Source organism: Anaerococcus sp. C0059F3, from assembly GCF_056590475.1.
Genome location: NZ_JBWPWE010000014.1, coordinates 18,065 through 32,500 on the forward strand (window position 1 = coordinate 18,065; position 14,436 = coordinate 32,500).

The following is a 14,436-nucleotide window of genomic DNA, read 5'->3' on the forward strand; positions in this document are numbered from 1 at the left end:
ATTTATGGATCTATTAAAAAATTACATTAAGAGAAATAAAGCACCATATTTTATTTCTGTCTTGTTTGCAATACTTGGAGTAATTTCAAATCTTTTTGTATATATTATTCTAAGTAAGATGATTATATCATTAATTGATGGTAGCCAAGATTTTTATTACTATATAAATAAAATTTTCTTTATACTTTTATGTCTTATAATCAAAGAAGTGTTTATGTTTTTGTCAACAATGATTTCTCATAAAACAGCCTATAAAATAATACGAGATATAAGAAAAAGCCTTATGGAAAAATTATTTAATATGCCATTAGGAGATATATTGAATGAATCTACTGGTAAGTTAAAAGACATAATTGTAAATCAAGTCGATAATACTGAAACAACATTGGCTCATATGATACCTGAGATGACAGCTAATTTAGTCGGACCTATAATATTATTTGTTTACATGTTAATTTTAGATTATAGACTAAGTTTAATATCTTTAATTCCATTAGTTATTGGTGGATTTTTTATGACAGGGCCGATGAAAAGAATGAAGGTAAAGTTTCCACAAGCAGTTAAAATTGGCCAAGATATGAATAATTCCGTGGTTGAATATATAAATGGAATAGAGGTTATTAAAACATTTAATCAAGGCGAAAAATCTTATAGAAAATACAGGGACAATGTGTATAAAAAGGCAAATTACTATTATGATTGGATGGGAGAAAATACAAGAGACTATGCGATAAGTATGTCTATTGCTCCAGTTGGTATTTTGACAATTATACCATTTGGTTTATATTTCTGTATGAATGGTTCACTAGATGGTGGTGTATTTTTAACATTGATAATCCTTTCTTTTGGGACTATCCAAAATATTATGAGAGTAATGACTTTTGAAGATGATATTGGAAGAATGTCAACTATTTTCGAAGAGATTAAAAATATACTTTCTGCGAGAGAATTATCTCATAAAAATGAAAATTTGGATATAAAAAATTATAATATAGAGATAAAAAACGTAGATTTTTCTTATGAAAAAGATAAGCAAGTCCTAAACAATATAAATATAAATATAGAAGAAGGAAGTGTGAATGCTTTAGTAGGCGAATCGGGTTCGGGAAAGTCGACTATTGCAAAACTAATTTCAGGATTTTGGGATGTAGATAGTGGTTCTATAAGTATAGGAAATGTAAATATTAAAGATATGTCCCTTGAAAAGTTATCTACTGTTATTTCCTATGTAGCACAAGATAATTTTCTTTTTGATATGTCAATTAAAGATAACATCAGAATAGGAAATAAAAATGCTAGTGATGAGGAAATAATTGAAGTATGTAAGAAAGCAGCCTGCCATGATTTTATAATGAAGCTGTCAGATGGATATGATACGAGAGTAGGAGAAGCCGGTAAACATTTATCTGGAGGAGAAAGGCAAAGAATATCAATTGCAAGAGCTATGATAAAGAATGCTCCAATAGTTATTTTAGACGAGGCTACCTCTTATATCGATCCTGAAAATGAAGCCTTGATTCAAGATGCAATATCAGAACTGGTCAAAGGGAAAACTCTAATTATAATTGCCCATCGTTTAAAGACAATAACAGATGTAGATAATATATTTGTAATTAAAAATGGAGAACTTGCATGTAAAGGAAGTCATGAAGAGCTTTTGAAGGAATCAAAAGATTATCACAATCTTTGGGAAACTGCCTTGAAAGGAGAAGAAAATGCTTAGTGTTTTTAAAAAAATATGGAATTTTTCTATTGAAGAACAAGTGTATCTAAAAAAATCAATCTTTGCTAATTTTTTCGGTTCTATTTTTAATGCTCTACAATTTGCAGCCATTTATTATGCGATTTTTGGGATAGTAAACAAGGATATAAGCTTCAAAACAATAGGAATATCAAGTTTATTTTTACTAATTAGTATAGCAGGAGTAATTATTTCAAAAAATTCCTCTATGCTCAAACAAACACATGCCGGATATTTTATGGCTGGACACAAGAGAATTGAATTAGGTGAAAAAATAAAAAAAGTTCCCATGGGATTCTTCTCAAGTTTAAGTTTAGGAAATTTAACAACTATTGCGACTACTAACTTAGATAATGTAGAGACTTGGGTTCCAACTTTGTGTATTATGGTTTTCGGTGGCATGCTTAATGCTATTGTTTTTATCTTATCCTTATTTTTGTTTTCTTATAAGGTAGGTCTTGTAGCAATAGTTGGTTCTATTGTATTTTTAATGATTATTGCTCGTATGCAAAAAAGGTCTAGTAAAAATGCAGACAAGATTCATGAGATTCAGGTATCACTTACCAAAGAAGTCTTATCAACATTGCAAGGAATGCAAATTATAAAATCATACAATCTAAGAGGAAGTAACAATAAAAAACTTGATAAAAGCTTTGATGGTGCAAGTAAATATTCTTTTGATTTAGAAAAAACTATAATGCCATATAGTTTATTAGCTAAAATAATAATAGCTATAACAATTTGTTTGATGTTGTTTATTTCAATAAAATTATATTTTGTTGAAAATGGTCAAATAGTCAATACTATTATGATACTTATAGCAAGTTTTGTAATATTTGACGGACTTATTACATCTGGATCTGCTATTGCAATGCTAAGAATGGTTGAGAATGCAATAGATTCTTATTCTTATGTAAATGATATGGAAGATATGAAAGAAGGAAGTATTACAGAGCCAATAAAAAATCACAACATAGTCTTTAAAAATGTATCATTTTCCTATGATGATAGACCAATTTTAAAAAATGTATCAGCAGAGATAAAAGAAAATACTATGACTGCTATTGTTGGACCATCTGGATCTGGTAAGACAACATTTTGTAATCTTATTGCAAGATTTTGGGATGTAAAATCTGGCGAAATTTTAATAGGTGGAAAAAATATTAAGGATTATAAGATAGAAAATCTTATGAATTCTATTTCCATGGTATTTCAAGATGTATATCTATTTGAAGATACAATTGAAAACAATATAAAATTTGGAAAACAAGATGCAAGTCACGATGAGGTGGTTGAGGCAGCAAAAAAAGCAAGATGTCATGAATTTATAGAAGCTTTACCAGAAGGATATAACACTATCATCGGAGAAGGTGGAGCAAGTCTATCAGGCGGAGAAAAACAAAGAATCTCCATAGCAAGAGCCATGCTAAAAGATGCGGATATCATAATCTTTGATGAAGCAACAGCAAATATAGACCCGGAAAATGAAGATAAGCTTAAAGAAGCAATAGAATCATTAACAAAAAATAAGACAGTAATAATGATTGCTCATAGACTAAAGACAATTAGAAATGCTGACCAGATTTTAGTCTTAAAAGTTGGAGAAATAGTAGAACGTGGTAATCATGAAGAACTGATTAAAAATAATGGACTTTATTCTGACCTTATAAATGCAAAAGCTAAGGCGGAATCATGGAAATTAAATAATTGATAGGAAGAAATATTTAAAGTCCCTGAACATGAAAAATATTTAGAGCAGGTGGACAAGAAAAACCACTTGCTCTTTTTTTCGTTCCTAAATCAATATGGGAATTTTGAAGATAATCTAGAAGATAAAAATGTTGATGTACAAAAAGTTGTAGCTACACCAATGATGATTGAAGCATAAAAAATGTATCAACCATTACCCTTTAAACAGGATTTAGGTTGATACACAAAATTATTTACAGACCCTGTTATTGTGTAATTAAGACTATAAGCGTTAAGTGTGCTTATTTATAGTAAATAAAATTATACCATACTCAGAATATAATTTCAGGGCACTATTGACAAAAGTATAAGAAAATGATAATCTATATTAATAGAACGAGTGTCGGTCAATAGGTGGTGAGGTTTTGGCAAAGAGAAATGTAAAGGATCCAGAAGAAAGAAAACAGGAGCTTATAAATATAGCATCAAGACTTTTTGAAAAGGATGGATATGAGAAAGTTTCTGTGCGAGATATTCTCGCGGAAGTTAACGGAGCGCCGGGAATGTTTTATTATTATTTCAAATCAAAAGAAGATATTTTCTTGGCGTGTATGGAAACATATTTTGAAGAAAAACTAAAAAATAAGTTGGATATACTTCAAAATAAGGAAATGGATTACGAAGAAAGAATAAAAATTGTAAGAGAACTCATAGTAAAAGATATCGGTCAATTTACAACAAGATATAATTTTTCGAAAGAGAATTCAATTACAGATAACTCTTACAGGCTATGGGAATTAATTCATTACATTGGAAAATTTATAGATGTCTATTCAGAGTTTATAATTGAAGGAATTGAAAATAAAAAAATAGAAAATAATATGGGAATAAATAGAGAAAATGTGAGAAGTTTCGCTGCCTTTATTTTATACGGAGCTGTTGGAACAATATATAATGACTATATTATTAAGGGAGAAAACAAAACAAATTCAAGTGAAGCCTTTGGAATAATAAGCGAACTATTTCAAAGACCTCAGTAGAGAAAAATAAAATATAAGTATTTTACAAGGGAAACATCAATGGTGTTTTCCTTGTATTAGTTTTAAGGCAAATGAACGAACTCGTTCGGTAAGGAGGTATGTTTTAGATGAAAAAGAAGAAATCTATCAAAGATATTATTTCCTACAGTGAAATAAAAAAAGGACAACTTGTAGGAGGAATATTATTTGTTAGTCTTGGGATGCTATTAAGTATTTGTCCAATTTTGGTGATATACAAAGTCATAAAATCTCTATTTTTATATGGAAAATTAGAACAAAGTACAATACAGTTCTGTATCTATGGACTTGCAGCAGTGGTATTGTCATATTGCTTAACTTACATTGGCAGTATTTTATGCCATAAGTTTTCTTATGTTTTAATAGCTAACTTAAAAAAGAAGATATTATTTCATATTGGGAATCTTCCTTTAGGATTTTTTACCGGAGACAACAAGTCAAAAATAAGGCAAGTATTAGGATCGGACATGAATCAAATTGAGGGTTATTTTTCTCATCAATTACCAAATCTAATTTCAACTTTAGCACTAATTTTAGCAATGATAATTGTTATGTTAAAGATAAATTTAATATTAGGTCTTACGACTTTGTTAATTATATTTGTTGGTTTAGGAATTCAGATTGCAATCATGGCAAAGATTATAAAGTCGGGTGGACTTGAGAAGAACTTTGCGATTTTGGATCAAATTAATTCAGCAACTACTGAATACGTTAAAGGTATGCCGGAAGTGAAAATATTTGGAACAGGAGCAAAATCATTTAAAACTTTTTCAAAGTCAGTAGGAGAATATAGAGACTTTACAAGTTCGATGACATCAATGATAAGACCGGGATTTGTTTCATTTAGAATGTTTATTTTATCTGTTGCTACATTCATAGTTCCAGTAGGAATACTTTTAATGTCACGAAATAATAACTTGGATTTTGCTACAGTTTTTATTTTCTATTTGATTCTTGCACCTGCCATTAGCGTACCTGCATTAAAACTTAGAGATTTTGCAGAAGGAATGAATTTACTAAATGAAGTTGTTTTGAGAATCTACGAAATTATAGATCAAAAAGAATTGGCAATTGAAAATAGCGAGGAAGAGATAAAAGGTCATGATCTTGAATTCGAGAATGTAAGCTTTTCTTATGGAGATGAAGAGGTTTTAAAGAATATAAGCTTCTGCGCCAAACAAGGAGAAGTTACAGCATTAGTTGGCTATTCGGGAGCAGGCAAATCTACCGTTGGAACTTTAATACCCAGATTTTATGATCCTTCAGAAGGCTCTATTAAAATTGGTGGAGTTAATATAAAAAATATTCCGATAAACGCCTTAATGGACAAGATAGCATTTGTTTTTCAAGACAGTGATCTTATTACAGATACAGTCTTCAATAATATTGCTATGGCAAAGACAGGTTCTACAAAAGAAGATGTCATAAAAGCTTGTAAAAAAGCAAGATGTTATGATTTTATTAAAAAACTTCCTAATGGATACAATACTGTTTTGGATAAAGGAACTTATTTATCCGGCGGAGAGAAACAACGTATTGCAGTAGCAAGAGCGATTTTAAAGGATGCAACAATATTAGTATTAGACGAGGCAACAAGTTTTGCAGACTCTGAAAATGAATATCTTATGCAGGAAGCTTTATCTGAATTGGTTAAGGATAAGACGGTTATCATGATTGCTCATAGGTTAAATACCATAGAACATGCAAATCAAATATTAGTAATATCTGATGGAAAAATTGCAGAAAGAGGTAAGCATGAAGATTTAATCCTTGCAGATGGAATATATAAGCGACTCTTTGATATTTATAAGAAGACAAATATTTGGCAAATGGATATAGAAGGGAGTGAGAATGAATGATAAGAAATATTACATTAGGAAAGATGAATAATATAAGAAAATCAATTATTTTAAATGTTTTGGCATCTATTTCCAACCTTATACCATTTATTGCTTTGGCGAAAATTGTAGAAACACTATTTTTAAATAGAGGTTCAGATAGTATAGATACGAGACTTTTATGGAAGTATTTTGGGATAATGGCAGTATTTTTCCTAATAACATTCTTATTGGAAAATTTAGCCACAAAATATACCTATGAACTTGGATACAAGACAAGTGCAGATGGAAGAATAGAGCTTGCAGACCACATAAGAAAATTGCCAATAGGTTATATTTCAGGGAAAAGTTCAGCGGAGATCTTAGATACATTAATGAATGATTTTTTCAAAGTTGAAACGGCAGTAACGCATCAATTACCTCAATTTTTCAGTGGCATATGTGTAGCGGTTCTTTGCTCAATATTATTTTTGATAATTAATGTAAAAATGGGAATAGCAACACTTATAGGACTACCTATTTCTGTTCTACTTCTTACACTCATGCAAAACTTTCAGAAAAAAATTTATTTGAAAACAAAGAAAATTAGGATAAAAGAGGAAGAAGATATAAATGAATATTTGGATGCTATTAAGACTCTAAAAGCTTATAACAGCTTAGATGATACATTAACAAAGCTTGAAGAAGATATAGATAACTCAAGAAATGCAAATATTAAGAGTGAGAAAGGGGTTGGTTCATTAACTACTATAGCAAGTATGATTTTAAGAATAGGACTTCCTTTGATGAGTTTAGTTGGTTCCTATTTATTTATAAATGGATCTTTGGAAATTGATACATTTTTAATGTTCTTATTTGTAGGTACAAGGATTTTTGATCCCTTGGAGCTTGCACTTGTAAATTATACAGGTCTACAAATGGCATCAGTTTCAGGAGAGAGAATCATTAACTTACTTAAGGCTAAACCTATGTCAGGAAATTGCGATTTAAACGATAGTAACAAAATTGAAATCTGTGATGTTTCATTTTCTTACAAGGAATCTAAGGTTATCGATAATGTTTCATTAGATATTAATGAAAACGAATTAACTGCTTTTGTTGGTTACTCTGGCTCTGGAAAATCTACACTAATTAAATTAATTTCCAGATTTTATGATCCTAATGAAGGGACAATTAAAATTGGTGGAGTAGATTTGCTAACAGCCGACCCTGATAAATTAATGGATAAATTTTCTGTTGTTTTTCAAGATGTGTATCTTTTTAAAGACACAATTTATAACAATATAAAATTTGGAAATGAAGATGCAAGTAAAGATGAAATTATGAATGCTGCAAAAATGGCAGGAGCTTATGACTTTATAGTCAATAAAGATGATGGATTTGACACTATGATTGGACAAGGAGGTGCGACTCTGTCTGGAGGTGAGAAACAAAGAATATCAATAGCGAGAGCAATATTAAAAAACGCCCCAATAATACTACTTGATGAAGCAACATCTTCGCTTGATCCTGAAAATGAACTTATTATACAAGAAGCAATATCAAATTTAATTAAAAATAAAACAGTTGTGGTTGTAGCTCATAAATTAAGGAGCGTAATGGGAGCTGATAAAATTGTTGTTTTAAACAAAGGAAAGGTAGAGGAAGTTGGGAAGCATGAAGAACTTATTAAAAATGAAGGACTATATAAAGACTTATGGAATTATCAAGAAAAGTCTAAAGAATGGAAGATTGTACAGTAACAATCAATTTTAAAGGAGGAAATTTATGAAAACACAAAAGAAATCATCAAAAAATGCAGTTACAGCCGGTGTTTTGATTGCACTTTACTTTGTAACATATGCAGTCATTGGGGCAATATCTATGCCAGTCCCTGTTTTATTTTTACTAATGCCTATGCTTGTAGCACTATTTGCTGCACCAACCTATCATATGCTTCTTGCAAAGACAAAGTCAGCTACTGCTATTGTAATCGCAGCTACTTTACCAAGTATTTTATTAGTTGCAACTGGACATATTCCAATTGCACCATTAGTGGCAGTGCCTGCCGGAATAATTGCTATGTTGATAGCAAAAGGTGGAAATTATACAGACTTTAAGAAAAATACAATTAGTCATATGTTTTTTTCTCTAAACTTATTTGGAGGATTCTTACCAATTTGGGTTATGAGAGAAGCATTTTTTGAAAGTTTAATAAAAGGTAAATTAGATCAAAGCTTTTGTAACACAGTAAGAGCATGGACACCAATATGGATGTTACCAGTAATGATTATTGGAACATTTATATTCTCTTTGATTGGTTCTTATTTTACAAAGAAAATACTAAATAAAAAGTTGGAATCCGCAGGAGTTTTATAATGGAAAATTCAAAGTTTGTTCTGGGGTCAAAATATGACCTCAGAACAAAACTTATTTTGCTTATAGGTGCAAATATTTTAATTTTTTTAGGGGTTGATTGGATCTATCAAAGCCTTATTACATTATTTTTCCTTGTCATCATTATTAGCGATGGTTATAAAAAATCCGCTATAAGGTATATTTTATTTTTTGTAATAAGTGTAGTATTGGAAAAATCTTTAGCCTATTTTAGTATGAATTTTCTTTTGAATTTAATTTTATTTATCTTAGCAATTGGAAGAAAATTTCTGCCATGTATTATCGTGGGTAAATGGATTTTAAATTCCACATCTGTTTCCAGTGCAGTGGCAACTTTACAAAAATTAAAACTTTCAAAAGACACGCTCATAATGATTTCTGTAATATTTAGATGTTTGCCTACTATTAAAGACGAATGGAGTCATATAAATATGGCGATGAAAACTCGAGGAATTAATTTTAACTTAATCAATTTAACAAGAAGACCAACATTAATTATGGAATATTTTTTTGTGCCATTGTTCGTAAGTGTGATAGAAATTGGGGATGAGCTCTCTCAATCAGCCATTATAAGGGGACTCGATGCTCCTGTTAACAAAACAAGTAGACACCTAATTAAGTTTAGAAAAAATGATATTGGTGTTCTAATTCTTATGATTTTAATTTTATCAATAGTAATATTTATGAAAGTATCAGGGTGGGACTTATGATTGAAATTAGAGAATTAAGTTTTAAGTATAAGGGAGGATCTGATTACTCATTAAAAGATATAAATTTGAAAATCAAAAAAGGGGAATGCATTCTTCTATGTGGTAGGAGCGGTTGCGGAAAGTCGACTCTATTAAAGCTTATGAACGGTATAATACCTGAGTTTTATGATGGGGAAATTTCTGGCAGTGTTATGGTCAATGGTATGAATACATTTACCACACCAATTTATAAATTATCTAATAATGTAGGCTCGGTTTTTCAAAATCCTAAAACACAATTTTATACAACCAATACAACCGATGAAATCGCTTTTGGTTTAGAAAATTATGGAATAGAAAAAGGAGTAATTAACAAAAGGATTGAAGAAGTTGAAAAAGAGCTTCACCTTGAAAACTTGATGAATAAAAATATATTCAATCTTTCTGGAGGAGAAAAGCAGAAGATTGCTATAGCAAGCATTTACGCATTAAACCCTGAGATATTTATTCTTGATGAACCATCTTCAAGCTTAGACAAAAAGTCAATGAAAGAACTATCGCTTACAATAAAAAAGCTTAAATCTTTAGGAAAAACTATTATTATTGCAGAACACAGGTTGTGGTATTTAAAAGACATTGTTGATAGAGCAATATACTTAGAGGATGGAAAAATCATCAGAGAATATAGTATGGACGAAATTGAAAATCTAAGTGAAGATGAACGAATGAGAACAGGACTTAGGCATTCTGATTATAAAGCTATTGAAAGATTTGATGATTTTGAAACTTCAAATAAAGGGACTTTATTAGAGTTAAAAAATCTAATATTCAAAAGAAATACCAAAATAATTTTGTCCATTGAGGATCTTAAATTTTTTTATGGGAATATTATTGGAATTGTTGGAGAAAATGGAATTGGGAAGTCTACATTAGCAAAAATTATATGTGGCTTATACAAAGAAAATAAAGGTAAAATTTTAAAAGATGATGAGAATTTAAATATAAAAAGTAGGCTAAATGAGAGCCTGCTTATTATGCAGGAAGTGAACTGTCAGTTATTCACGGACAGCGTTAAAGATGAAATAGTATTAACATCAAATATTAAAGATGATAATGCTTTAGATACTTGGTTAAAAGATATGGAGTTGAAAAATATCAGTGATAGGAATCCTCACACCTTGTCAGGAGGACAAAAACAGAGAGTAATTATCTTATCAGCTTTACTATCAGACAAGAAAATTCTATTTTTTGATGAACCAACTAGTGGATTGGACTATAGAAATATGAAAATAGTAGCTAAAAACATAAAGAAAGTAAAAGAAGAAGATAAGTTGATTTTAATAATATCCCATGATGTTGAGTTTTTAGAGTCAGTTTGTGATAAAGTGATTGATTTCACGTATTTGTGAAAATGCATACATTAGTAAATTGCAAGAGGGATATATGATAAAAACGCAAGAAAAACGAGAAGTTATGAATAGTATTTTTTAGAATACTTCATAATATAAACTTTATAATATTTTTTATTTTTGAGGATTTATGCCTAATAGCATAGGTCCTCATTTTTTATATTCAATTAATCATTAAAACTCAAAAATACTATAAAAAAATAAAAATTCTGGTTACCAAAGAGGGCAAATTTCACTATATAAGGTGAGGGGTATTTTGTCATCTTTTTATAAAAATCAAAATACTTTGAAGTGTGAAGATTCTTGAAATTGCTTATGTGAGATTAGTATATTTTAAATTTAATCCACTTATCAAGGTAAAAAAAAACTTACATAGGAGGTTAAAATGCAAGCAATAAAGATTTATAGTATGAGAGTTGCTATGTTATGTAGGCTTTATGATCTTAGATTAATTAATGAGAAGGAATATACAAAAATTAAGAACAGGTTAGAAAATGATTATAAAAAGATGAATAGAAAGTAATTAAGCTTGTGATAAAATAATACTGTAGAAAGACACAAAATGGGAAGGATGTAAGATGAATACTAAAGTATAAGTAATAAAAGCTTCAAATACAGGAGCAAGAATAGAAATGCACTACATTTAGATTTAAAACGAGTTGCAGCATATTGTCGAGTTAGCACTGATAGTAAAGACCAACTTGAATCATATAAATCGCAAGTTGATTATTATACAAATCTAATAAAAAATAATAAGAACTGGACTCTGGCTGGTATATATGCAGATGAAGCAACCACAGGAACAACTGCTACTAAAAGAGCAGATTTCATGAGGCTAATAAGTGATTGCCAAAATGGAGATATAGACATGATAATTACTAAATCTATATCAAGATTTGCAAGAAATACATTAGATACTTCGAAATATGTAAGACTGCTAAAGGAAAACAATGTTGGTGTAGTATTTGAAGAAGAAAATATAGATACTTTGACAATGGATGGAGAGCTATTATTAACAATATTAAGTTCAGTAGCTCAACAAGAAGTAGAAAATACCTCAGCCCATGTGAAAAAAGGACTGAAAATGAAAATGGAAAAAGGGGAACTTATTGGTTTTCAAGGTTGTCTTGGATACGACTATGACCCTACAACAAAAAGTATCTCTATAAATGAAGAAGAAGCCAAAATTGTCAGATACATCTTTAAAAGATATTTAGAGGGCAATGGTGGCTCGGTCATTGGCAGGGAACTAGAAGAGCAAGGATATCTCACCCCGAGAGGTAAAACAAAATGGTCTGATACTACAGTGTTAGGAATAATTAAAAATGAAAAGTATATTGGAGATATACTAATGGGAAAGACCTTCACAGTTGATCCCATAACAAAAAGAAGACTAGCAAACTTTGGTGAATCTGATAAATATCATATTGAAAATCATCACGAGCCAATTATATCAAGAGAAGACTTTGAAAAGGCACAGGAGATTAGACTCAGGAGAGCACAGAATAGAAACACCATTGCTAACAAGGATAGGAAGAGAGAAAAACTATCAAGACAATACGCTTTTTCAAGTATGCTGGAATGTGGATTTTGTGGTGAAATACTTTCAAGAAGAACATGGCACACTAGTTCAATTTATAAAAAAATTAACTGGCAATGTGTAAAGTCAACAAAAAAAGGTAAAAAATATTGCCCTCATTCAAAAGGAATACAAGAAGCAGCAATAGAAAAAGCATTTGTTGAAAGCTATAGGCAATTATGCCATGCAGATTCAACAGTAATAGATGATTTTTTAAAAATTGTAGAAGAAGAAATAAATGATAATACTTTAGTCAAAGATTTGAAGAAGATAGAAAACCAATTAAACAGAATCATTAGTCAAGAAAGAAAGTTATTTGACCTTCATCTGGAAGACAGTATAGATGAAGAAGTTTATACTAAAAAGTATAAAAAACTTACAAAACAAAAAGAAGAATTACTTGATGAAAAGAAAACCCTAGAGCTAACAATAAAAGATGAAAATTCTATTAAAGAAAGACTAAAGCAATTTAAAAAGGTCTTAGAAAACAAAGAAATTATAGAGGGATTTAATAGAACAGTATTTGAAAGCATAGTTGATAAAGTCGTGGTGGGTAGAATTGACAAAGACGGAACAGTTCATCCATATGACTTAACATTCTATTTCAAAACAGGAGTTAAAGATAGTCAAGATTCTAATAACTTTAAAGATAAAAGAAAAAATGCCAAAGACAATGACATTAATAAATTGTGCTCCTACAAGAATGACGAGGATAAAAAATTATGTTCCCAAGCAAAAGACAACGCATGTCGAGACTGTAGCTCTGTTGTCCAAACTAAATACAGAACATCATTTAGATATAGAAATAGGGGAAGATGAATTATCTGAAATTGACTTTTCAAAAGACGCAACTTATGGAGAAATTAAAAAGTATGTGTTAGATAAATACGGACTAAAAGTTTCAAGCCTATATATTGCACAAATAAAAAGGAAACATGGTCTAATAGAGAGAGAAAATTATAATTTTAGTAAGAAAGAAAATCAAAGAGTGCCAAATTGCCCAGAAGAAAAAGAAAAAGCAATCGAAGATGCTTTAGAGCATTTTGGAATGATTTAAATAATATCTAAGATTGAAAATTTTAAAATTAAGACTTAAAAACTTTAAGATTAAAAAGATATGTACTTCTTATATAACCTAAGAAGATTAATTGAAAATCAGGGGAACGATGATGGTAAAATAAAAAATTTTAACAACTAAAGAAGAATTAGGCATTATTGCCAAAGAGGTTTTTATGAAGTTAAAAATACTGAAAAAGACTTGTTAGAATTGAAAATTTTAGATCATTGTGCAGGGTTTCGTGTTATAATAGTGATACAGGCAAATAGTTATGTAAATATAAAGAGTTCAAGACTTCTACCAAAGTTTAAAACTCAAAAAATAAATAGTTGGTGTGCTGCTTAGAGTAACCATTTTGATAATGTGGATGCGAAACAAAAAGAGATAATCAGACTTCGTAAAAAATTGAAACAGGTTGAAATGGAGAATGATATTTTAAAGCAAGCTGCACTACTGTTAGGCAAAAAATAGACCTCATTATCTCGAACCGAGATAAATATAGCATTAGTGCAATGTGTAGACTACTTGGGGTCACAAGAAGTTTAGTCTATTATCATTTGAACAAAGAAAAAGATGTGAAATTATATGAAGATGAAAAACAAATAGAAGAAATAAAAGAAATATTCAGAAGAAGTAGAAACAACTATGGAACACGCAAAATAAAAAAAGAACTAGGGAAAATTGGATATAAAATATCGAGAAGAAAAATAGGCCGAATAATGAAGAAAAATGGCCTAGTCTCAAACTATACAGTAGCACAATATAAAGTAATAAGATCCAAATGCAACGAAGAAGACATCCCTAACCTTTTAAATAGATAATTTGACAATAGAGACTATTATAAGCAATAGTAAGCGACCTAACATATGTAAGAGTAGGAAAAACATGGAATTATATATGTTTAATAATAGACTTAAACAGCCGTGAAATAATAGGATACTCATCAGGTAAAAACAAAGATGCAAATCTAGTAGCAGAAGCATTTTACTCAATAAGGCAG

At 29.9% G+C, this 14,436-nt stretch carries 10 protein-coding genes and 3 pseudogenes (1 of these 13 running past the window's edge); all 13 read left to right on the forward strand.

Annotated features, from left to right (window positions below; genetic code table 11):
* Positions 1-4 precede the first annotated feature (4 nt).
* Complete coding sequence (locus AC1EJ5_RS08900) at positions 5-1,723, forward strand: ABC transporter ATP-binding protein (protein WP_094225158.1); 1,719 nt, start codon at positions 5-7, stop codon at positions 1,721-1,723.
* Positions 1,716-3,452 (forward strand): ABC transporter ATP-binding protein, encoded by a 1,737-nt coding sequence (locus AC1EJ5_RS08905; protein ID WP_479815766.1) that lies wholly within the window; start codon positions 1,716-1,718, stop codon positions 3,450-3,452. Before AC1EJ5_RS08900 ends, AC1EJ5_RS08905 begins: the two co-directional genes overlap by 8 nt.
* 9 nt (positions 3,453-3,461) lie before the next feature.
* Positions 3,462-3,626, forward strand: a pseudogene (locus AC1EJ5_RS08910) (sigma-70 family RNA polymerase sigma factor); the annotation flags it as partial.
* A gap of 229 nt (positions 3,627-3,855) precedes the next feature.
* Positions 3,856-4,470, forward strand: a complete 615-nt coding sequence (locus tag AC1EJ5_RS08915) for a TetR/AcrR family transcriptional regulator (RefSeq protein WP_094225156.1) — start codon at positions 3,856-3,858, stop codon at positions 4,468-4,470.
* Positions 4,471-4,577: 107 nt separating this feature from the next.
* A complete protein-coding gene (locus tag AC1EJ5_RS08920) occupies positions 4,578-6,347 on the forward strand; it encodes an ABC transporter ATP-binding protein (RefSeq protein WP_223420528.1) in 1,770 nt (589 codons plus the stop codon).
* On the forward strand, positions 6,344-8,068 hold the full coding sequence (locus AC1EJ5_RS08925) for an ABC transporter ATP-binding protein (protein ID WP_223420527.1): 1,725 nt from the start codon (positions 6,344-6,346) through the stop codon (positions 8,066-8,068). The genes AC1EJ5_RS08920 and AC1EJ5_RS08925 overlap by 4 nt, the downstream gene beginning before the upstream one ends.
* A gap of 25 nt (positions 8,069-8,093) precedes the next feature.
* Positions 8,094-8,684 carry an MptD family putative ECF transporter S component gene (locus tag AC1EJ5_RS08930; protein WP_223420526.1) on the forward strand — a complete coding sequence of 197 codons (591 nt, stop codon included), beginning with the start codon at positions 8,094-8,096 and terminating at the stop codon, positions 8,682-8,684.
* Positions 8,684-9,412: an energy-coupling factor transporter transmembrane component T gene (locus AC1EJ5_RS08935; protein WP_223420525.1), complete on the forward strand. Its 729-nt coding sequence runs from the start codon at positions 8,684-8,686 to the stop codon at positions 9,410-9,412. Before AC1EJ5_RS08930 ends, AC1EJ5_RS08935 begins: the two co-directional genes overlap by 1 nt.
* Entirely contained in the window at positions 9,409-10,800 is a 1,392-nt protein-coding gene (locus AC1EJ5_RS08940; protein WP_223420524.1) for an ABC transporter ATP-binding protein, read from the forward strand. Before AC1EJ5_RS08935 ends, AC1EJ5_RS08940 begins: the two co-directional genes overlap by 4 nt.
* A 385-nt stretch (positions 10,801-11,185) precedes the next feature.
* Complete coding sequence (locus tag AC1EJ5_RS08945) at positions 11,186-11,323, forward strand: hypothetical protein (protein WP_004822239.1); 138 nt, start codon at positions 11,186-11,188, stop codon at positions 11,321-11,323.
* Between the two features lie 76 nt (positions 11,324-11,399).
* Positions 11,400-13,198: pseudogene (locus AC1EJ5_RS08950) on the forward strand (recombinase family protein).
* The gene (locus AC1EJ5_RS08955; RefSeq protein WP_002846220.1) at positions 13,146-13,436 is read left to right on the forward strand and encodes a hypothetical protein; all 291 of its coding nucleotides are present in this window, start codon (positions 13,146-13,148) and stop codon (positions 13,434-13,436) included. The pseudogene AC1EJ5_RS08950 and the gene AC1EJ5_RS08955 overlap by 53 nt, the downstream one beginning before the upstream one ends.
* Positions 13,437-13,793: 357 nt before the next feature.
* Positions 13,794-14,436 (forward strand): annotated as a pseudogene (locus tag AC1EJ5_RS08960) (IS3 family transposase) (its annotated part continues 306 nt past the right edge of the window); the annotation flags it as partial.

Excerpts from the sequence above, each read along its gene's own strand:
- AC1EJ5_RS08900 (WP_094225158.1), top strand. The coding sequence starts at position 5 with ATGGATCTATTAAAAAATTACATTAAGAGAAATAAAGCACCATATTTT.
- AC1EJ5_RS08905 (WP_479815766.1), top strand. The coding sequence starts at position 1,716 with ATGCTTAGTGTTTTTAAAAAAATATGGAATTTTTCTATTGAAGAACAA.
- AC1EJ5_RS08920 (WP_223420528.1), top strand. The coding sequence starts at position 4,578 with ATGAAAAAGAAGAAATCTATCAAAGATATTATTTCCTACAGTGAAATA.
- AC1EJ5_RS08925 (WP_223420527.1), top strand. The coding sequence starts at position 6,344 with ATGATAAGAAATATTACATTAGGAAAGATGAATAATATAAGAAAATCA.
- AC1EJ5_RS08930 (WP_223420526.1), top strand. The coding sequence starts at position 8,094 with ATGAAAACACAAAAGAAATCATCAAAAAATGCAGTTACAGCCGGTGTT.
- AC1EJ5_RS08935 (WP_223420525.1), top strand. The coding sequence starts at position 8,684 with ATGGAAAATTCAAAGTTTGTTCTGGGGTCAAAATATGACCTCAGAACA.
- AC1EJ5_RS08940 (WP_223420524.1), top strand. The coding sequence starts at position 9,409 with ATGATTGAAATTAGAGAATTAAGTTTTAAGTATAAGGGAGGATCTGAT.
- AC1EJ5_RS08945 (WP_004822239.1), top strand. The coding sequence starts at position 11,186 with ATGCAAGCAATAAAGATTTATAGTATGAGAGTTGCTATGTTATGTAGG.